The sequence below is a fragment of the Bradyrhizobium sp. genome, assembly GCF_027451485.1.
GTDB lineage: Bacteria > Pseudomonadota > Alphaproteobacteria > Rhizobiales > Xanthobacteraceae > Bradyrhizobium.
In genome coordinates this window covers 1-20,269 of sequence record NZ_DAIDJE010000206.1, presented here as the reverse complement: position 1 = coordinate 20,269, position 20,269 = coordinate 1, and the positions used below count along the sequence as shown (strand labels likewise).

Below are 20,269 nucleotides of genomic sequence, written 5' to 3'. Positions count from 1 at the left end.
CCCGGAATGACGGCGAGACTCACGCCGCGCCGTCGCGGATCGGCGGCTGGAACGAGAGCGCGGTGTCCCAGGGAAAGAAAATCCAGGTGTCCTGCGACACCTCTGTGATGAAAGTATCGACCAGCGGGCGACCTTTCGGCTTGGCGTAGACGGTGGCGAAATGCGCGTCCGGCAACATCTGGCGCACCAGGGCTGCGGTCCTGCCGGTATCGACGAGGTCGTCGACGATCAGGAGTCCCTTGCCGGTGCCTTCGCCGAGGTTTTGGGTGTCAGCCGAGACGCCCTTCAACACCCTCAGGTCGCCCTGCGTCGTATGCGAGTAGCTCGCGATACAGACGGTATCGATGATACGCACACCGAGTTCACGCGCCACGATCGCCGCCGGCACCAGCCCTCCGCGGGTGATGGCGATGACGGCATGAAACGGGCCGACCTCATTGAGCCGCCAGGTCAGCGCCCGGCAATCGCGGTGAAACTGGTCCCATGAGACCGGAAAAGGCTTTCCGGCCCGCTCCTGCGCACTGAGTTCCGGATGCTGCGCCATGGATGATCCTATGTATTACCGAACAAAAGCCGTCCTGTGCCGGCCTAACGAACCACGTTCAGTCCAGCCAGCATTTCCTTCACGGCGGCCATCGCAGCCGCGAGCTTTTCCGGATCGCGCGAACGCACCACGAGGTGGGTATTGGGCTTCCGGTCCTCGTCGGTGAAGGGATAGCTGCCGATGATGGTGTCGGGATGGGCTTCTGCAATGGCGCGAAGCGGTCCGCCGATGTCGCCTTCGCGCGCGTTGGCGCGCACGGTTTCCGACAGCATCCGCACGCCGGATTTCAGCTTCGGCGCGACGATGTCCATCATCGCCTGCATGATCGTCGGTACGCCGGCCATCACGACGACATTGCCGAGCTTGAATCCGGGCGCGAGGATGGTCGCACTCTGGATCAGTTCCGCACCATCCGGAATGCGTGCCATCCGCAGCCGCGCCTCGTTGAGGTCGGCATCGCCCCAGCGCTCGCGAAACCGCGCCACCACCTCCGGATGGTGATCGATGCCGACGCCGAATGCCTTCGCAACGCTGTCGGCGGTGATGTCGTCATGGGTCGGGCCGATGCCGCCGGTGGTAAAGACATAAGTGTAGCGATGCCGCAATGCATCCAGCGCATTGATGATCTCTACCTCCTCGTCAGGCACGACGCGAACTTCCTTGAGGTCGATGCCGATATTGGTGAGGTACTCGGCGATAAAGCCGATGTTCTTGTCCTTGGTCCGGCCGGACAGGATCTCGTCGCCGATGACAAGGATTCCCGCCGTGACGATCTCACTCATATTTTCTCCTTGCCTCACCTGTCTCTGGCCGGATTCCGCTGACTGGCCGGACGTTGGATTGCGGCGCGCATTGTGCTGTCGAAATGAGCAGCCGCAAGCTGTTTTTTTGGCAGTCCGCCCGCCCTTCCCGGCAAATGGGCCGCTCCATCCATATCGCGCTGGCTTGAGCCTTGCTACCATCCCTTGAAGTCATGCACTGTAGCGTGATGACGCGTGGGTAGATCAGGGGCGATCCAGGATTCATGGCAGTTGCCTTCGATGAAATGAACGGCCTCGGCGAAGACATTCGCCCCGCCTATCGGGAGCTTTCCCGCTGGCTGAAGGAGACGCCGCCGGATGCGCTGGAATATCGTCGCCAGGAGGCCGAACTGCTGTTTCGCCGGATCGGCATCACCTTCGCGGTCTATGGCGATGCGGAAGCCCAGGAAAGGCTGATCCCCTTCGACGTCATCCCCAGGATCGTATCGGCGAAGGAATGGGCCGTCCTTGAAAAGGGACTGAAGCAGCGCGTGCAAGCGCTGAACCTGTTCCTGCGCGACATTTATCACGGCCGCGACATCCTGCGCGCCAATGTCGTGCCGGAGGATCTGATCTTCCAGAACCCGGTGTTCCGTCCGGAGATGAACGGTCAGGACGTGCCGCACGACATCTATGTCCATGTCGCCGGAATCGACGTCATCCGCACCGATGCCGAGAACTTCATCGTGCTGGAGGACAATGCGCGCACCCCGTCGGGCGTGTCCTACATGCTGGAAAATCGCGAAATCATGATGCGGCTGTTTCCGGACCTGTTCGCGCGTCATCGGATCGCGCCGGTGGAGCGATATCCGGACGAGCTGCTCGCGGCGCTACGGTCGGTGGCACCCGACAGTGCGTCCGCCGAGCCGACGGTCGCGCTGATGACGCCGGGCGTCTACAACTCGGCTTATTACGAACATTCGTTCCTCGCCGACAAGCTCGGCATCGAGCTCGTGGAAGGCCGCGACCTCATCGTCAAGGACGACGAGGTGTTCATGCGGACGACCGAAGGGCTCAAACGCGTCGATGTGATCTACCGCCGCCTCGACGACGACTTCATAGACCCATTGACCTTCCGTCCGGACTCCGCACTCGGAGTGCCCGGCCTGATGTCGGCCTATGCGGCCGGCAATATCACGCTCGCCAACGCGGTCGGCACCGGAATTGCCGACGACAAGGCGATGTACTCCTACATGCCGGAGATCGTGAGATTCTATCTCAGCGAACAACCGATCCTGAAGAACGTACAGACCTGGCGCTGCCGCGAGCCAAAGGACCTTGCCTATGTGCTCGACAATCTTGACCAGCTCGTCGTGAAGGAGGTTCACGGCTCCGGCGGCTACGGCATGCTGATCGGACCGGCGGCGACCAAGGCCACTATCGAGGCGTTCCGCGACAAGTTGAAACGCGAGCCGGAAGGTTTCATCGCCCAGCCGACGCTGGCGCTGTCGACATGCCCGACCTGTACCGAAGCCGGACTTGCGCCGCGGCACGTCGATCTGCGCCCATTCGTGCTCACCGGCAGCAATCACACCACGATTGTGGCTGGCGGCCTGACACGCGTGGCGCTGAAGGAGGGCTCGCTGGTCGTGAATTCGAGCCAGGGCGGCGGCACCAAGGACACCTGGATCCTGGACGAGTAGTCGATGCTGTCGCGCACCGCCGAAAACCTCTACTGGCTCGCCCGCTACGTCGAACGGGCCGAATATATCGCACGCACCATCGACGCGACGCTGCGGGTGACCGCGCTGCCGGCCGCCTATATCGGCAAGACCAATGAATGGGAATCGGCGCTGCTCACTGCCGGCGTCAGCCAGAGCTTTTACCAGGTCTACGACGAGGCCAACGAGCAGAACGTCGTCGACTATCTGTCGTTCAACGCCAACAACCCCTCCTCGATCAAGAACTGCATCGAGGCGGCGCGGCTGAATTCGCGCTCGGTCCGCACGGCACTAACCAGCGAAATGTGGGACACCATCAATTCGGCATGGATCGAGTTGCAGGAAGTCTGGGCCAAAGGCACGAAGACGCGCGAGGAGCTGGCGCGCTTCCTGCGCTTCGTGCAGGAGACTTCGCTGCGCTTCGACGGCTCGGCCTATCGCACCATGTTGCGCAACGACGCCTACTGGTTCTCGCGGCTTGGCGTCCATCTGGAACGCGCCGACAACACCGCACGTATCCTCGATGTCAAATACCACGTGCTGCTGCCCGAGGAGGAACACGTCGGCGGCCCGCTCGATTACTATCAGTGGACCTCGATCCTGCGTTCGGTCTCGGCGCTCACCGCCTATCACTGGGTCTACCGCGAGACGTTGAAACCGTGGCTGATTGCGGACCTTCTCATCCTCAACGACTCGCTGCCGCGGTCGCTGGCAAGCTGTTACGGCAATCTCGTGCGCAATCTCGACCAGATCGGCGTCGCCTATGGTCGCCAGGGCTCGGCCCAGCGTCATGCCCGCGGCGTCCGCAACCGATTGGAGCACAGCAATATCGACGATATCTTCCAGCACGGCGTACATGAATTCATCCAGGAATTCCTCGCCGACAATTCGAGGCTTGGTGAAATCATTACCAGGCAATACCTGACCTGATGACTTGCAATCGCCCCAATCCGTTGTCGTCGCGCCCGCGTGCCGGCCATGACGATCGTTTGTACGGCTAGCAGCCCGGGTCTAACTCAGGTCCAGAATCATGCGCCTGCGCATCACCCATTCCACGACCTACCGCTACGAACCGGCTGCGACCGGCATCACGCAAGTCCTGCGGATGATGCCGGGCAGCCATGACGGACAATACGTCGCCGAATGGCAGATCGACGTCTCGACTGACTCCCGCCTCCATGGGCGTCAGGACGCCTTCGGCAACATCACCCATCTGTTGACCGAAGGCACCCTTTCCGATCTCACCATTACGGCCGAAGGCCTGATCGAAACCCACGACACCGGAGGCGTGCTGCGCGGCACCGACGAACGATTTCCGCCCAGCCTGTTCCTGCGCGCCACGCCGCTGACCCGGGTCAATGCGGCGATGGAGACTTTCTCGCGCGAACTGAGTTCGGAATCGGAAAGCGACGCCCTCGGATTCCTGCACGCCCTGATGCTTCAGATCAACGACCACATGACCTTCGACCCGGACCCCACCCATAGCGGGACGTCGGCCGCCGAAGCATTCGGCCTGAAGCGGGGCGTGTGCCAGGACTACGCACATATCTTCATCGCTTGCGCGCGTGCGGTCGGCGTACCCGCGCGCTTCGTCTCGGGACATTTTCTGCGCGCCGACGGCATGGTGCATCAGCAGGCCGGCCATGCCTGGGCGGAAGCGTTTGTGCCCGATCTCGGTTGGGTTGCCTTCGATCCGGCGAACGCGATCTGCGCCACCGACGCCCACGCCCGCGTGGCCATCGGGCTCGATTATCTCGGCGCCGCGCCGGTGCGCGGCACCCGCTATGGCGGCGGCACCGAAACGCTGACGGTTGCGGTGAAGGTCGATCAGGCCGGTCGTCAGAGTCAGTGGCAATCGCGGTCGTAACTACCGGACGCCGACAGCGTACACCGACCGCGCAAATCTGCGTGCTAACGGCCATTCGCCCGCCGCAGTGTTTCGCCAGTCCTCGTTGAAGCCGAGAGCCTTCCTGTTTCATGCCGACGCGATGCCGCGCTCGGTCGCGATTTGAAGCGCGCGTCGCGCCGGGGAGCTAGTCCCAAGGGACTAGTCAATAAGCCCCGTTGAAAAGACGCAATTCCACCGGTTTTGCCACGATCAATCGACGCGACTTTGGGTGTGGCTGGAGAGGCGCTCGCGCCATGATTGACAGCGATGGACCGCGAATTGAGACTCCAATGGAGTGCTGGCGGCTCAGTTGCCGAAGGTGTGGCGCGCACTCTCCTCTCGCCTATTCAATTCTCGATTCCCAGCGTGGCAACACCGTCCGCCTGTACCGCTGTGTGACGTGTGAAGAATACATGTGGGACGACGGTGTCAATCCAATCTAGGAAACGTGACATGGGGACCAGTCGGGTGAATCGGTAGCCTCTTCGGAAATCAAGAAATTGCCGGGTGGTACAGCGTCTCGAACCCGAGGGCTGGCCCGGCGATCCACGGGCTGGAGGCAAAGCAACCAGCTCTTTGAAGCGAGAACGTTGCCAGAGGAGCGAACAAAATGAGAGCACAGAATGCTGCGGTAAAGCCCTTCAATGTAGCCGAACTCGAAGGGGACATCCGGGAAGCCGTCCAACAAAGGCCTGCGCACATCCAGCCGGTCGAACCGATGCCGCGGCTCCCGTCGGTTCCGGAATATGTCAGCCACCACGAGGACGCAACCGAGATCGGCAGGCTGTCGGCCGAGGCCATTGTCAAGGAGTACGAGGTGACCGCGAAGGAAATCGAAGCCGTCGGCGAATTCGTGAAGGAAATGGCCAAGCGCTGCGAACAACTCACCACGTCGGCTTCCGACATGCTCAAGGAGATCAAGACGACGGCGGCGCGCTATCGCAAGGAGGGCAAGCGCATCTTCAATGAAATCGAATCCTGCTCCAGCGCGACGGACGAAGTCCGTCAGCTGTGCGGGACGTTCCGGGACAGGATCGCGGCGAAAGCCGCCGACATGGCGGGCTGATCGTGTACAGGGTGGTGCCCTATCTCCTGCTCGCGGCACCACCCGTCATCATGCTGCTCTCAGCCATGCTTGAAGGTTGCGCGGCGACGAGAATGGACGGCGATCGGACCGAGCAGGCGCGGCTCCATTCCAATTCGGACAGGCGCGCCGGAGAAGAGTTCGTCACCGGGCTGCAACGGCGCGAAACCCGCGCGGAACTGCTGCGCCTCATCAATGAGGGGCCGCGATGATTTGCCATTCGTGCCGGCGCGACGTGGATGACGTCAAGGCTTCGTTCTGGCATGGGGACGCCATGATTTGCCGGGAGTGCTTCGCGCAGTGGTGCGATCCCGATCATGTCATCGGCGCGGGCGATGCGGCGAGTGTCGGAAACTATGTGCGCCTCCAACATGGTCTTCCGCCGCTCGCCGCAGCGCTGGCGGTCCTGCTCGTTCTCGGTACGACGGTGGCGCACGCCTCTCGCCGTTGCCTGGATCGGGCGGAAGCCGCGAGGACGTGGCCTGCACACGTCCTCGTCAGGGACGGCGACGGATGCTGGACTTACGACCATCACCCTGCGCACGCAGAACTGCGTGTCCTCGTGCCGGAAGAAACGCCCGTGCGGGTGCAGGAGGCGACGCTGACGGAGCCTTGGTCTGACTTGGACGTGCTTCGGCTCGATCCGAGCGATCCCGAGCCGAACCACATTTCAGACCGGCCGTCGTCACCCCGGCGGTTCGAAAGCGCAAGGCAATTCGCGCTGCTTGTCGCACTCGTCCTTGCAGTGACATCCGTCGTCGAGGTCGCGACAGTCAGGCCCGCGAGCAAGCCCCCACGTCCGCGATGGCCGCGGCGCAAATTGCATCGAGATGGCGGCACAAACTGACGCGCTCATGCGGCGCTAATGACCCTTTGACACCAACATTGCAGAAGTGGCTGTTGGGACGGGATGCGGATGTTGGAATCGGTCCGGTCATGCGGTCGGAATCGAAGCTCAATGGGCCGTTTCGTCCTGGAGCAAGATCGGCAGTTCAGCCGGCTCCTCCCCGACCCGATCGAACAGTCGGTTGTTGAAGGCCCAGATCGCAGCCTGTGTCCGGTTGCTGGCGCCGATTTTTCTCAAGATCGCCTTCACGTGCGCTTTCACCGTCGGCTCCGCAATTCTGAAGAACCTAGCCACCTGCTTGTTCGAATCGCCGCGAACGATACGTTCAAGGATCGCGACCTCTCGGGCCGACAGCTTCATGGCCGAAGATTCCTCGGCCATATCCCAGGGCATCGCACTGATGAGGGGTGGCGACGGTGGGTCTTCGACCTTCGGCTGGATTTCCAGCGGCCAGAGACGGGCGTCTATCAGAATGAGCTTGCCGTTGACGACGGCCTGCAGCGTGCTCACGAGGTCGCTCGGGCTGACGGTATTGAAGATCGCAGCGTTTGCTCCGTCGTCGAGTGCGCTGGCAAGCGAACGCGGATTGCTCTCGTCAGCAACCGCCACGATGTAGGCGTGCGGATAACGGCTCCTGATCTTGCTGCAGATGACGGCCGGGTTCGCGTCCACCGCCGCGATAAACAGGATAGGCCTGTTATCGGGAATTCCGGAGAGATCTTCCAAGTCGATTGCGCAACCATGAGGACGAAAGCGAGTCTTCGATAGTATTAGCCGAAGACCTTCACGGAATAGGCCATCGCTTTGCAAGATATAGGTCGGGACTGCGGAGACGCTCGACATACCCTGGCAGCCGCTCCAATGAACACACTACTCATTCGTCATCAGCCTCCCCCCGCCTGCCGGCGCCCCAACCAACCGTACATTCTTCGATCTATTTGGAAATAACTTACGATAATTTCGATGCGCACCCAAGACAGTGACCCTGTCCTAAATGGAACTCGCAAGCGGGCGCCGCGACGAAAATTCGGAATGGCGAGCGCCCCCCGTCAAAATTCCGCCAGTTTTTACGTTTCGGCGTGCGCCGCTGCCCATCTGGAGGCCCGCCCCCACAGGCGGCGAATTCGACCCACGGCTTCAGATCAATAACGCGTTGCTAAAATCAACAGACTCGTGAGCGGCCCGTTGCTTTCCGAAGTTCGTGAAGGTGGATGCTGCGATGGAGCACGACATCCGACGCGGCACTGGCGCTGTGACCTCGGCTTCGTTGATTAACTAGCCCGGAGATCCAGCGATACAGGCCCTCCTACTCTGACCCGCGCGCCGGCACCGGCGATATTGTTCAATCTGCACCTCAAAGATCGCCTTGGCGCTTGCGCCTGACACTTCCGCTAATCGCCTTGCAAGGCCGCGGCCTACCTGGAAGTGCTGATAGTCAATCGGGTTTTTCCAATCCCCTCCCCAGATCGCGAAGCCATTTTCTGCAAAGACGTCGACGACGGCTTCAGCCATTCCGGGACGAATGTCAGCGCGGTTCAGGTAACTTTCACCGGCTTTCGGACTGACATGCAGCGCTCCGTTTTCTCGCTGCAAGAACGGGTTTTGGATCGGGTTCAGATCGATCGCAAGGCCATAGGCATGGAGTGAAAGGCTCGTTCCGCCCGAAACCATCCGGTCGTTGAACGCAGACGTATTGTTGTCTGCCATCGAGGCATCATCGTCGCCATCGTATTGGTTCAGCAATCTGGCTCGCTGAATTGGGAAATGCATCTTGAGCAATGCCCTGAAGATGTTGGCGACATGATCGGCGGCGGCATCCAAGACCACCAGTTCGCCGTCGCCATGGACGCGGCCGTCAAAGCCGAAATAGTCAAATTTCAAACGCACCAGCCGTTGACAATCGATGACGCTGTTGGGACCGAGCGTCCTGTGCAACCTCATGTCGGCGCAGGACTCCGGGGTCAGAGGGCTGATCCGGCTGGCTTCGGCCGCAGCCGAAAACGTTCCACTGGTTTGTATGCTGGCGACCGACACCATCAGCATCGCTAGTCGACCGAGCGAAGAGAAGCGTCCGAACATCCTTGCCTCGACAGAAGCGAACAAATCAACACCAACCAAACAAAGGCCGTTGGCAAATGCGCCCGGGCCTAGCGGCCGCGCTACAACTACAATGTGAGCACGTCTGTTGTGCTCTCTTCAATTGTCGTCCCAGCGCTTTGTTCTCCATGAAGGCGGCCCGAGAACCCCGTTTAGGGCGGCACATCCCGCATCATCCTACGATTGGATCATAGCCCCGACATTGCACTTGGAGCGGCAAATGGTACAGTTTTTGCAAAAGAGCAGCGGCAGAATGGGCTGCGATAACAGATCGGGGGACAACAAAATGACCACAGTGAACGGTGTAGCGTCGGCTCAGTCCGTGACCGCCACGCGCTGGACCCAGCTGGTGCTGGGGCTCATCGCGATGATGTCGATCTCGAGCCCGCAATATGGCTGGGCGTTCTTCACCAAGCCGCTGCAGGACAGCCTCGGCGTCCATCTATCGGCGCTTCAGGTCACTTTCACGATCCTGATCGTGCTACAGACGTTCCTGTCGCCGCTCCAGGGCTATTTGATCGACAAATTCGGCGCGCGACTGCTGATTTCGAGTGGCTGCCTGTTGTCTGGTCTCGGCTGGATCACGGCCAGCTATGTCACGACCCTGGCCGGCCTCTATCTCACCTATGGGCTGTTCTGCGGTATCGGCACTGGCATCGTCTATGTCGGCGTCGTCGGCCTGATGGTCCGCTGGTTTCCGGACCGGCGCGGCTTCGCAACCGGCGTGGTCGCCGCAGGCTACGGCTTCGGCGCACTTCTGACGAACACGCCCATCTACGACATGATCAACGCGAGCGGCTACAGGCAAACGCTGGTCGTGTTCGGTATCATTCTCGGCCTGGTCGGCGCAGCCGCCGCGCTTGCGCTGCGTCTGCCGACAGCGGACGACGTGTTGCCGCAACCGGCGGTCCAGGTTTCGAGAGCCGGCACCCCGCCGGACCAGATGCTGCGCAGCAACGTGTTCTGGCTGATGTTCGTCATGATGACGATGATGTCGACCGGCGGCTTGATGGTCATCTCGCAGTTCGGGGCATTTTCCCGCGACTTCGGCGTGACCAGCGTGACCGTTTTCGGTATGGCGGCGCTGCCGCTCGCGCTCAACATCGACCGCATCACCAACGGGTTGACCCGGCCGTTCTTCGGCTGGGTCTCGGACAGGATCGGCCGGGAGAACACCATGGCGATCGCCTTCCTGATGGAGGCGGCCGCGGTCACGCTGATGGTTCTGTCGCGCGACAATGCCATGCTGTTCGTGCTTCTCTCCGGCGTCGTGTTCTTTGGCTGGGGCGAAATCTTCTCGCTTTTCCCCTCCACCCTGACCGACACCTTCGGCGCCGAGCACGCGACGACCAATTACGGGCTGCTCTATATCGCCCAGGGCGTTGGTTCTATCCTCGGCGGCCCGCTCGCAGCCCTGCTGCGCGAACAGACCGGAAGCTGGCTTCCTGTGTTTGCGATCGTGATTGCACTCGACGCGCTGACCGGCATTCTGGCGCTGGTCGCGCTCAAGCCGATGCGGCGCGCCCGCACTACCCGCTAACACCAGCGCGGCCCGCGTCCTTCCGATTGGGGTTGGACGCGGGTATGAAATTGGATAGTTTCGCGCCCCAATGAGCTTCAGGGTGCGGAAATGACCTACTGCTGCGGAGTGTTGGTACGGGACGGTCTCGTCATGATCGCTGATACCCGCACCAATGCCGGTCTCGACAATGTCTCGACCTTCCGCAAGCTGCACATCTTCTCCAGACCGGGCGAACGGATTCTGGCGATCGCCAGCGCCGGTAATCTCGCGATCAGCCAGTCCGTGCTTTCCACCCTGACCGAAGGCATGCAAGACCCCGATAGCGGCGAGTTCGAAACGCTGCTCAACGCGCCGACCATGTTCCAGGCGGCGCAGCGCATCGGGAGAGCGATCCGCTCGGTCCACGCCACCGAGGGCACCGCGCTGAAGGCGGAAGATATCAGTTTCGACGTGTCTTTCCTGTTCGGCGGTCAAATCAAGGGCTCGCGGATGCGGCTCTTCATGGTCTATCCGGCCGGCAATTTCATCGAATGCACCACGGATACGCCGTACTTGCAGATCGGCGAGCACAAATACGGCAAACCCGTGCTCGATCGCGCGCTGCATTATGACGTCGAACTCTACGACGCACTCAAGACCAGCCTGATTTCGATGGACTCGACCATGCGCTCCAATCTCGGCGTCGGCCTTCCGATCGATGTGCTCGTGGTGCGCAACGATGTCTGCGACGCCGACCTCAACCACCGCATCGAGGCGGGCGAGCCCTATTTCCACGATCTGCGCTCGCGCTGGTCGGCGGCGTTGCGCGCGGCCCATCAGAACATCCCGCGCCCGCCCTACAAGACCGAAACACAGAAACCATAAGCAACCAACAACAAGCAAGGCAGGAAGTCATGACCGAGCCCAAGAATGACAACAAGATCGCCATCGTCACCGGCGCCGGGACCGGCGTCGGCCGCGCCGCCTCGCTGGCGCTGATGAATGCAGGTTTTACCGTCGCGCTTGCCGGGCGGCGGAGGGAGAAGCTGGAAGAAACCAGGGATCTCGGTCCGGCCGGCAAAGCGCTTGTGATTCCCGCCGACATGACCGACGCCGGCTCGATCGCCGCCCTGTTCGCGAAGGTGATGGAGACCTGCGGCCGGCTTGATCTCTTGTTCAACAATGCCGGAATGGGAACGCCGGCGATGCCGTTCGAGGACTTGAGTCTTGCGCAGTGGCAGGCGGTGGTTTCCACAAACCTCACCGCCGCGTTCCTTTGCACCCAACACGCCTTCCGCATCATGAAGGACCAGACGCCGCGCGGCGGCCGCATCATCAACAACGGCTCGATTTCCGCGCATGCGCCACGGCCCTTCTCAGCGCCCTACACCTCCACCAAGCACGCGATCACCGGCCTGACCAAGGCCACCAACCTCGACGGCCGAGCCTATGACATCGCGGTCGGGCAGATCGATATCGGCAATGCGGCGACGCCGATGACCGACCGAATGGTCGAGGGCGTGTTGCAGCCCGACGGCCGCAAGATGCCGGAGCCTCGCATGGACGCAAAGGCGGTTGGTGATGCCGTGGTCTACATGGCAAGCCTGCCGCTCGATGCCAATGTGCTGTTCATGACGGTCATGGCCAGCAAGATGCCGTTCGTCGGGCGGGGCTGACGCGCTGAGACATGGACCCCCACGATGAGGAGGCGCTTCCAGTGTCGTCTCGAACCATGAGGCTCGTGGCCCATCCTTCGAGACGCCGCGCAAGCCGCGGCGCCTCAGGATGAGGCGCGCCCGCTACTCCAGCCTCTCAACGTCGCGCAACGAAGGAAACAGCTTCATCCAGAGCAATGCGACCGCGACCGTGGCGACGCCGCCGAGCACCGCGGACGCCACAGTTCCGAGCAACGCCGCCGTGACCCCGCTCTCGAACTGGCCGAGATAGTTCGAGGCGTTGATGAAAAGGAAGTTCACCGCACCGACTCGGCCACGCATCTCGTTCGGCGTGGAAAGCTGCACCAGCGAAAAACGGATTACGACGCTGATCGTGTCCGCCGCACCGAGCGCGGCCAGCGCCAGCAGCGACAGCCACATCCAGTGCGAGAGTCCGAACACGACGGTTGCGATACCAAATACGATCACTGCCTGGAACATCCGCAAGCCCACCCGGCGGTCGATGGCGTGGCGCGCCAGAATCGTGGTCATGAACAGTGCGCCGACCGCCGGCGCGGCCCGCAGGATGCCGAGCCCCATCGGGCCGGCATCCAGGATATCGCGCGCATAGATCGGCAATAGCGCCGTCACGCCGCCGAACAGCACCGCGAACAGGTCGAGCGAGATCGTGCCGAGGATCGCTGGATTGCCGCGAATGAAGCGGACGCCGGCAAAGATGTCGTCTGACATTTCGCCGTGCTTGGCGGGCACCGGCTCGGTGACCACAATTCCGCCGGTGAACAGCATGGCGAGAAGCCAGAAAGCCAGCATGATGCCGTAAGGCAGCCCTGGCGCTACCGCATAGGCAAGGCCGCCGACCGCCGGCCCCGTGATGGTCGCAAGCTGCGCGGCCGCGCTCGACAGCGCGGTGGCGCGTTGCAATGAGCCCTGTGGCGCGATCAGCGGCAGCAGCGCCGCGATGGTCGGACTTTCGAACGCGCCCGCCATGCCCAGCACGAAGGTCGCGATGAAGATATGAACCTCGGCGATCCAGCCGCCGTATGAACCCCAGCAGAGAAAGAGAGCGGTTGCGGCTTCAACGAGCTGACAGAGCTGCACCACGCGTTTGCGTTCGAAGCGGTCGGCGGCGTGGCCTGCGACAAACACCAGTAACGCGGTCGGGAGGAACTGCACCAGTCCGACCATGCCGAGATCGAACGCGCTGCCGGTAAGCGCATAGATCTGCCAGCCGATTGCGACCGCGCCAATCTGGCTGGCAAACCGCGTCAGGCTTCGCGACAGCAGGAAGAAGAGGAATGAAGGTTGCTTGAGTAACGTCCCGGCGCTTACCGGCGCAATTGAAGCCATAATCGCGATCGGTGGCCGATGGTGGCGGCAAAGTCAACGGGCCGTGAAGCGATTTGACGTTCGCGCCCCGTGGCCTCGAGGTCGCGATGCGACCGTCAAATCCACAGCGTCACCGCAAAGTTGAGGCTGCCAGTTGTCCCTTGATCTGGACGTTGCAAAGTGCCTACCCCCGCGGGGTGCAAATGTTAGGATCGAGCACCAGGGGACCAAACCTTGCCTGCCGTTGCGCCTCGAACCGCAAGGCTGGCATAGTCTGTACGGGACTTTCAGGGGGATCATGCTTCAAGTTCAATCGGCGTTCGGCATTGTCGCGCTGCTCGCGCTGGCGTGGATGTTTGGTGAGAACCGCCGCGCGGTCTCGTTGCGGCAGTCCGGAATCGGCCTCGTGGTCACGTTGGCGACCGCGGTCGTGCTGATCAAATTACCGGGCGTGGCGCGCGTGTTCGGTTTGATCAACGATGCCGTCGGCGCAATCGCCTCCGCATCGCGTGCCGGCACCTCCTTTGTGTTCGGTTATCTCGGCGGCGGCGCGCTGCCGTTCGATCTGAAATCGCCTGGCGCCGATTTCATCCTGGCCTTTCAGGCCTTGCCGATCGTGCTGATCATGAGCGTGCTGACCACGTTGCTGTTCTACTGGCGCATCCTGCCGCCGATCGTACGCGGGATGGCCTTTGCGCTCGAGCGCACGCTCGGCATTGGTGGCGCGGTCGGGCTGTCGACCGCCGCCAACATCTTTCTTGGCATGGTGGAAGCGCCGCTGTTCATTCGCCCCTATCTCGCAAACCTCACCCGCAGCGAGTTGTTTCTGGTGATGACCGGCGGCATGGCCGGCATCGCAGGCACTGTGCTCGTGCTCTACGCGACGCTGCTGGCCCCGTTGATTTCCGACGCCGCAGGACACTTCGTCATCGCTTCGGTACTGGGCGCGCCCGCTGCCATTCTGGTCAGCCTGATCATGGTGCCGGAAACGGCCGACATCAAAACCGGCGGCACCTGGGGTGACCCGCGGCTCGCCAGCGATCCCGACCTGCATGCAGCCTCCACCATGGATGCGATCGTCAAGGGCACCACGGCCGGACTTGAACTTCTCCTGAATATCGTTGCCATGCTGATCGTGCTGGTGGCGCTGGTTCATCTCGCCAATGCGATCCTTGGGCTCTTGCCCGAGATCGGCGGCGCAATCACGCTGCAGCGCCTGCTCGGTTACGTCATGGCGCCGGTGTGCTGGCTGATGGGGCTGCCGTGGTCGCAGGCCGTGCCCGCCGGCAGTCTCATGGGGACGAAAACCGTGCTCAACGAACTGATCGCCTATGTCGATTTTTCGAAGCTTCCCCCCGGCACGCTCGATGCGCGGTCGCGGCTGATCATGCTCTACGCGATGTGCGGCTTTGCCAATTTCGGCAGCCTCGGCATCATGGTCGGCGGCCTCGGCACCATGGCGCCGGAGCGCCGCGACGAGATCAATTCGCTGGGGTTGAAGTCGATCATTTCCGGCACGCTGACGACCTGCCTGATGGGCGCGATCGTCGGCATGCTGACCTGACGGCGGATTCGTTCATTCGTTCGCGCCCACCGACGACTGGACCGACCCGCGGCCCAACAGCGGCGCAATCTTGTTCATCACATAAACCGATCCTTCGGCGGTGAGATGCGCATGATCCCAGGCCAGCGGAACGCCGCCGGCAAGCGCAAGCGGACATTGCCGCGCCGGACAAACCGCATCGACCACCGAGATGAAGGAGAACTTTGCGGTTGGCGGCAATGCGGCCTTCATCCGCTCATCGAAGCCAAAGATGTCCGGCAGCACAAAATCATCGGCACGCGGCTCCGCCTGCCGCAGGTGTGCGCGCAGCAGCATCGACGGCAATCGGGCCTTGAACTGCACCGCCGGGCCCAGCAGCGCGACGGCCATTCCGGCGTGGTTCAGCCGCGCGATGGTGTGTTTGAGATCGGCTATCATGGCGTCGAACCGGGCGCCGCGACCGTATTCCAGCCAGTCGCCGGCCATGATGACCAGATCTACCCGGTGGTCGCGAAAGAACGCATCCATTCGGACGGCAAGGCTGCGGCAGGACTCGACCCCCTGCGCCGCCGCGTTCAATGTCGGCATGCAGGCGGCTCGCGTCGCCTGCAACAGGTTTACATCGCGCGTCGCGGTGACCTCGTGCAGCCCGTGGAAATCGTGCGCAGCAAAGCTGTCGCCCCAGAGAAGCCAGTTGGGCTTGCCCGCGGCCGGCGCCAGGCAGGCTGCGCCGAACGCCCCATTGGGGGGATCAAAGCAAATCCCGGAACGATAGAGCTGCGCAAAATGATAAGTGTCGTAGCTCTCGAGCCGTCTCGCAACCTGATCGGCTTCCGACGACGACCGGCTTGCGAAAAGCCCGAGCGCGCTGGCGGCGAGTAGCGCGACGCTCGCCGCGCCGGCCAGGCGAAATGCCGCGGCCCTGGTCGGCGCAAGCGTCCGCTCGCGGAACGGCTGCTCGACATAGCGCCAGGACACATAGGAGATCACGACCGTGACCGCGAACAGGGCGAGCTTGTCGGCCGCGTCGAGCACGAGGCCGTTCTTCGAGAATCGCGCGAAGGTAAAGAGCGGCCAGTGCCAGAGATAAAGGGAATAGGAGATCCGGCCAAAGAACCTGACGATTTCAAGCGGCGCAAAAGCCGGCCGCTTCAATGCCGGCACTCCGATGCCGCTCCAGATGAACAGCGCCGCGCCGATGCAGGGCGCAAGCGCGTAAAAGCCCGGAAAGCCCGGCCCCTCACGCAAGCCGAAGATCGGGATTGCCAGCACCACAAGCGCCGCGCCGCGCACGACCTGCCGCGTCAGCGCGTGACGCAGCAACGGGAATCCCTCTGTCGCGACGAGGCCTCCGATCAGGAATTCCCAGGCCCGCGGCGGGCTCATGAAAAACGCAGCCGCGGAGCGGCCTGATTCCATCAACCAGATCGACAGGGCGAAAGAGGCAAGCGAAAGTGCAACCAGCGTCGCCGAGAGGACAAGCCGGCGGCCGCGCGCGAGCAGCGAAATCAGCCACAGCGTCACCGGCAGCGCGAGATAAAACTGCTCCTCGACCGCCAGAGACCATGTGTGCAGCAGCGGCTTTTCCACCGCGGCATGGTCGAAATAGCCGGTCTGGAACCAGAAGAAGAAGTTCGAGGTGAAGGTGACGACGGCCGCGACCGAGCGGAACAATTCGGCGCGCTCGGAGATCAAGAGATAATGAAAGGACGGAAGCGCCGTCAGCGCAACCATGGCATAGAGTGCGGGCAGCAGTCGGCGTACCCGCCGTTCATAGAAGCGCGGAAATGAAAACGTTCCGGCTTTCAATTCCAACTGGATAATCCCGGTGATCAGATAGCCGGAGATCACAAAGAAAACGTCGACCCCGACGAACCCGCCCCACACCGGCGCCTCGAAGTGGAACGCCACCACCGAAAGCACGGCGATGGCGCGCAGCCAGTCGATGTCTTCGCGATATTTGAAAGTCATGCGGCCTGTTCTGATCCCTCTCACTTGCGGGGAGGGACAAGCAAGCGTCGCGGTCGCTGAACGTCAACCGAAATCACACCGCCAGTTCGACTGTCTTGAACTCGGCCGGCAGGATGACCTCGAGCAGTTCGACATCATCGGAGTAGTCCATGATCAAATGCTTGATGCGCGGCGGCTGGGTCCAGGAGCTGCCCGTCTGAAACATCGTCTCGCCAACGCCTTCCATATAGGTTTTCACCCAGCCCTTGAGCACGTAGACCATCTGGAAGTCGACGTCGTGGAAATGCAGCTTTGAGACGACATCCGGATCGCACGGCCCGACCAGGCGGATCACATGCGCCCGCGCCGCTCCGCCGCTCGCATCGGCGACGCCAAGGTCGCGGTATTTCGCGTAGGCGCGCAGACCATCGGCCTTGAAGTCTTCCTCGCGGTGATGGCTGATGGCGACGCGCTGCTTCGGCCGTGCCCGCTTGACCGGAACAGCCGCCCTGCCCTTGCCCTTCAATTTGCGCCGCGCATTGGACTTGGCGGCCATCTTGCGTGTGGACGCCTTGCGCGCCGGCGACTTCTTCTGCGCGGAATTTTTGGCGGCGGCGCGTGCGGCCGGCTTCCTGGACTTCTTGGTGGCCATGTGTGCTCTCCCTTCCCGAGAAAATCAGGAGTGGAAAGCCTATCACAATGGGTGGTCGTCGTCCCGGACAAGCGATGGACTAGCGAGTGCGACCCGCGCCCCATCGCCACAGGACGCGGTTATCGGATGACGTGCCTCTTGCAGAGATTGCGCGGAGGCCCCGGCATTCGCCGGGACGACTCCAAAATCAATGCAGACGGAACACGCCGTCGACGGCGCGAAAGTCGGCGGGCTTGATCAGCTTGGAATGCGCGACACGGACCGAATAGAGCGGTCCCTCGAGCTTTTCCTGCCAGAAGTGCAGGAAATCCCGCAGCGCCGGGAATTTCGGGAACAGATCGTAGTTCTGCCAGACGTAGGTCTGGAGCAGCGAGGGATGATCCGGCAGCCGATAGAGAATTTCCGCCGTCGTCAGCCCATAACCCAGCACTTGTTTCCGGAAATCTTCGGAAACACCAACCCGCGAGACCATGCCAACCCTCCAAATTGCGAGAGTGCAGCTGGGCCGCGGTGGCTGACGCCGTGATGGCAGGTGCCACCGTGAGTCGAGATGCACTCACATGAGAGAAATGTGACGCACGCGAACAACCCATCACAAGCCTAAATGTTTAACGATCTGTTGAAAAAGCTAGCGTTAGCAGCCACTTAGCTCGACTGCTAATAGTGCCGTCCCAGCTTAGGGGCGCCCGCATTAACGCTGACAACAGGAAGCTGGCAGAGGCCTTGTGTGAGTGCCAATTTTTCTGCTACCGCCCCTTGTCTCCCCGAAAACTTTGGATTATCTCCGTATCACCCGCTGGCACTCGCCGGCGGAGACTGCTAATTTTTTAAAATCTGCAAACATCTTCAAGATCTTAGGAGGACTGCATGAAATTCCGTCCGCTTCACGACCGCGTCGTGGTCAAGCGCGTCGACGCCGAAGAGAAGACCGCAGGCGGCATCATCATTCCCGATACGGCCAAGGAAAAGCCCTCCCAGGGCGAAGTCATCGCCGTCGGCCCGGGCGGCCGCGACGAGTCCGGCAAGCTGATCCCGATCGACATCAAGGTTGGCGACCGCGTTCTGTTCGGCAAGTGGTCGGGCACCGAGGTCAAGATCGATGGCGAAGATCTCCTCATCATGAAGGAGAGCGACATCATGGGCGTCCTGACCGACGTCTCCCAGAAGAAGAAGGCCGCGTAAGCGCCCTTATCCCCTTCCCTAGATTTCAAGGAAACACTCCATGTCAGCCAAAGAAGTCAAATTCGGCGTCGATGCCCGCGACCGCATGCTGCGCGGCGTCGAGATTCTCTCCAATGCAGTCAAGGTGACGCTCGGCCCGAAGGGCCGCAATGTCGTGCTCGACAAGTCGTTCGGCGCACCCCGCATCACCAAGGACGGTGTCACCGTCGCCAAGGAAATCGAGCTTGACGACAAGTTCGAGAACATGGGCGCGCAGATGGTGCGCGAAGTCGCCTCCAAGTCCGCGGACGCGGCCGGCGACGGCACCACCACCGCGACCGTTCTCGCCGCCGCGATCGTCCGTGAAGGCGCCAAGTCGGTTGCCGCCGGCATGAACCCGATGGATCTGAAGCGCGGTATCGACCTCGCGGTCGAAGCCGTTGTTGCGGACCTCGAGAAGAACTCCAAGAAGGTCACCTCGAACGAAGAGATCGCCCAGGTCGGCACCATTTCGGCCAACGGCGATGCCGAGATCGGCAAGTTCCTCTCCGACGCCATGAAGAAGGTCGGCAACGAGGGCGTGATCACGGTCGAGGAAGCCAAGTCGCTGGAGACCGAACTCGATGTCGTCGAAGGCATGCAGTTCGACCGCGGCTACATCTCGCCCTACTTCGTCACCAATGCCGACAAGATGCGCGTCGAGATGGATGACGCCTACATCCTGATCAACGAGAAGAAGCTGTCCTCGCTCAACGAGCTGCTGCCGCTGCTCGAGGCCGTGGTGCAGACCGGCAAGCCGCTCGTCATCGTCGCGGAAGACGTCGAAGGCGAAGCGCTCGCCACCCTCGTCGTCAACCGTCTCCGCGGTGGCCTCAAGGTTGCCGCCGTCAAGGCTCCCGGCTTCGGCGATCGGCGCAAGGCCATGCTGCAGGACATCGCGATCCTGACCGGCGGCCAGGCGATCTCTGAAGACCTCGGCATCAAGCTCGAGAACGTCACCCTCAACATGCTTGGCCGCGCCAAGAAGGTGATGATCGACAAGGAGAACACCACGATCGTCAACGGCGCCGGCAAGAAGGCCGACATCGAGGCCCGCGTGGCCCAGATCAAGGCGCAGATCGAGGAGACCACCTCGGACTACGACCGCGAGAAGCTCCAGGAGCGTCTCGCCAAGCTCGCAGGCGGCGTCGCGGTGATCCGCGTCGGCGGTGCGACCGAGGTCGAGGTGAAGGAGCGCAAGGATCGCGTGGATGACGCGATGCATGCGACCCGCGCCGCGGTCGAAGAAGGCATCCTGCCGGGCGGCGGCGTCGCCCTGCTGCGTGCATCCGAGCACCTCAAGGGCCTGCGCACCAAGAACGACGACCAGAAGACCGGCGTCGAGATCGTGCGCAAGGCGCTCTCCTGGCCGGCACGCCAGATCGCCATCAACGCCGGCGAGGACGGCTCGGTGGTGGTCGGCAAGATCCTGGAGAAGGATCAGTATGCCTACGGCTTCGACAGCCAGACCGGCGAGTACGTCAATCTGGTCTCGAAGGG

At 62.1% G+C, this 20,269-nt stretch carries 20 protein-coding genes; 12 read left to right on the top strand and 8 right to left on the bottom strand.

Annotation, left to right across the window (positions count from 1 at the left end; all coding sequences use genetic code 11):
- Positions 1-19: 19 nt before the first annotated feature.
- Together gpt and NEZ08_RS23885 are read right to left on the bottom strand one after the other, a co-directional pair.
- Complete coding sequence (gene gpt / locus NEZ08_RS23890) at positions 20-544, bottom strand: xanthine phosphoribosyltransferase (RefSeq protein WP_298112646.1); 525 nt, start codon at positions 542-544, stop codon at positions 20-22.
- A 44-nt stretch (positions 545-588) separates the two neighbouring features.
- Complete coding sequence (locus NEZ08_RS23885; protein WP_298112643.1) at positions 589-1,326, bottom strand: molybdopterin-binding protein; 738 nt, start codon at positions 1,324-1,326, stop codon at positions 589-591.
- A gap of 242 nt (positions 1,327-1,568) precedes the next feature.
- Between NEZ08_RS23885 and NEZ08_RS23880 the strand changes: the two genes are divergently transcribed.
- The 6 genes from NEZ08_RS23880 (at position 1,569) to NEZ08_RS23855 (ending at position 6,824) form a co-directional block, all read left to right on the top strand.
- On the top strand, positions 1,569-2,987 hold the full coding sequence (locus tag NEZ08_RS23880) for a circularly permuted type 2 ATP-grasp protein (protein WP_298112641.1): 1,419 nt from the start codon (positions 1,569-1,571) through the stop codon (positions 2,985-2,987).
- Between the two features lie 3 nt (positions 2,988-2,990).
- Positions 2,991-3,935: an alpha-E domain-containing protein gene (locus NEZ08_RS23875; protein WP_298112639.1), complete on the top strand. Its 945-nt coding sequence runs from the start codon at positions 2,991-2,993 to the stop codon at positions 3,933-3,935.
- Positions 3,936-4,035: 100 nt separating this feature from the next.
- Entirely contained in the window at positions 4,036-4,872 is an 837-nt protein-coding gene (locus NEZ08_RS23870) for a transglutaminase family protein (RefSeq protein ID WP_298112636.1), read from the top strand.
- 631 nt (positions 4,873-5,503) lie between these two features.
- The gene (locus NEZ08_RS23865; RefSeq protein WP_298112634.1) at positions 5,504-5,959 is read left to right on the top strand and encodes a hypothetical protein; all 456 of its coding nucleotides are present in this window, start codon (positions 5,504-5,506) and stop codon (positions 5,957-5,959) included.
- Between the two features lie 2 nt (positions 5,960-5,961).
- Positions 5,962-6,189: a hypothetical protein gene (locus NEZ08_RS23860; RefSeq protein WP_298112631.1), complete on the top strand. Its 228-nt coding sequence runs from the start codon at positions 5,962-5,964 to the stop codon at positions 6,187-6,189.
- Positions 6,186-6,824 carry a hypothetical protein gene (locus NEZ08_RS23855; protein WP_298112628.1) on the top strand — a complete coding sequence of 213 codons (639 nt, stop codon included), beginning with the start codon at positions 6,186-6,188 and terminating at the stop codon, positions 6,822-6,824. Before NEZ08_RS23860 ends, NEZ08_RS23855 begins: the two co-directional genes overlap by 4 nt.
- Before the next feature lie 108 nt (positions 6,825-6,932).
- Here NEZ08_RS23855 and NEZ08_RS23850 read toward each other — a convergent pair whose 3' ends face one another.
- Positions 6,933-7,550: a response regulator transcription factor gene (locus tag NEZ08_RS23850; RefSeq protein ID WP_298112625.1), complete on the bottom strand. Its 618-nt coding sequence runs from the start codon at positions 7,548-7,550 to the stop codon at positions 6,933-6,935.
- 549 nt (positions 7,551-8,099) lie between these two features.
- Positions 8,100-8,861, bottom strand: coding sequence for a M15 family metallopeptidase (locus NEZ08_RS23845; RefSeq protein WP_298112622.1), 762 nt, complete (start codon positions 8,859-8,861; stop codon positions 8,100-8,102).
- A gap of 346 nt (positions 8,862-9,207) precedes the next feature.
- Between NEZ08_RS23845 and oxlT the strand changes: the two genes are divergently transcribed.
- From oxlT to NEZ08_RS23830, 3 genes are all read left to right on the top strand, one after another.
- A complete protein-coding gene (gene oxlT, locus NEZ08_RS23840) occupies positions 9,208-10,461 on the top strand; it encodes an oxalate/formate MFS antiporter (RefSeq protein ID WP_298112619.1) in 1,254 nt (417 codons plus the stop codon).
- A gap of 90 nt (positions 10,462-10,551) precedes the next feature.
- The gene (locus NEZ08_RS23835) at positions 10,552-11,307 is read left to right on the top strand and encodes a peptidase (protein WP_298112617.1); all 756 of its coding nucleotides are present in this window, start codon (positions 10,552-10,554) and stop codon (positions 11,305-11,307) included.
- Positions 11,308-11,336: 29 nt separating this feature from the next.
- Positions 11,337-12,098 carry an SDR family oxidoreductase gene (locus tag NEZ08_RS23830; protein ID WP_298112612.1) on the top strand — a complete coding sequence of 254 codons (762 nt, stop codon included), beginning with the start codon at positions 11,337-11,339 and terminating at the stop codon, positions 12,096-12,098.
- A gap of 123 nt (positions 12,099-12,221) precedes the next feature.
- On the opposite strand, the gene NEZ08_RS23825 is transcribed toward NEZ08_RS23830, so the two are convergent.
- On the bottom strand, positions 12,222-13,445 hold the full coding sequence (locus NEZ08_RS23825) for an MFS transporter (RefSeq protein WP_298112610.1): 1,224 nt from the start codon (positions 13,443-13,445) through the stop codon (positions 12,222-12,224).
- Positions 13,446-13,722: 277 nt separating this feature from the next.
- Between NEZ08_RS23825 and NEZ08_RS23820 the strand changes: the two genes are divergently transcribed.
- Positions 13,723-14,988 (top strand): nucleoside transporter C-terminal domain-containing protein, encoded by a 1,266-nt coding sequence (locus NEZ08_RS23820; RefSeq protein WP_298112607.1) that lies wholly within the window; start codon positions 13,723-13,725, stop codon positions 14,986-14,988.
- Positions 14,989-15,000: 12 nt separating this feature from the next.
- On the opposite strand, the gene NEZ08_RS23815 is transcribed toward NEZ08_RS23820, so the two are convergent.
- The 3 genes from NEZ08_RS23815 to NEZ08_RS23805 form a co-directional block, all read right to left on the bottom strand.
- Positions 15,001-16,938, bottom strand: a complete 1,938-nt coding sequence (locus NEZ08_RS23815) for an acyltransferase family protein (RefSeq protein WP_298112603.1) — start codon at positions 16,936-16,938, stop codon at positions 15,001-15,003.
- 73 nt (positions 16,939-17,011) lie between these two features.
- Positions 17,012-17,569 (bottom strand): cupin, encoded by a 558-nt coding sequence (locus NEZ08_RS23810; protein WP_298112600.1) that lies wholly within the window; start codon positions 17,567-17,569, stop codon positions 17,012-17,014.
- A 187-nt stretch (positions 17,570-17,756) separates the two neighbouring features.
- On the bottom strand, positions 17,757-18,041 hold the full coding sequence (locus NEZ08_RS23805) for an usg protein (RefSeq protein ID WP_298112599.1): 285 nt from the start codon (positions 18,039-18,041) through the stop codon (positions 17,757-17,759).
- A gap of 395 nt (positions 18,042-18,436) precedes the next feature.
- Between NEZ08_RS23805 and groES the strand changes: the two genes are divergently transcribed.
- Together groES and groL are read left to right on the top strand one after the other, a co-directional pair.
- The gene (groES, locus tag NEZ08_RS23800; RefSeq protein WP_298112597.1) at positions 18,437-18,751 is read left to right on the top strand and encodes a co-chaperone GroES; all 315 of its coding nucleotides are present in this window, start codon (positions 18,437-18,439) and stop codon (positions 18,749-18,751) included.
- Positions 18,752-18,791: 40 nt separating this feature from the next.
- Positions 18,792-20,269: chaperonin GroEL (gene groL / locus NEZ08_RS23795; protein ID WP_298112595.1), on the top strand; the 1,478-nt coding region annotated here is incomplete at its 3' end.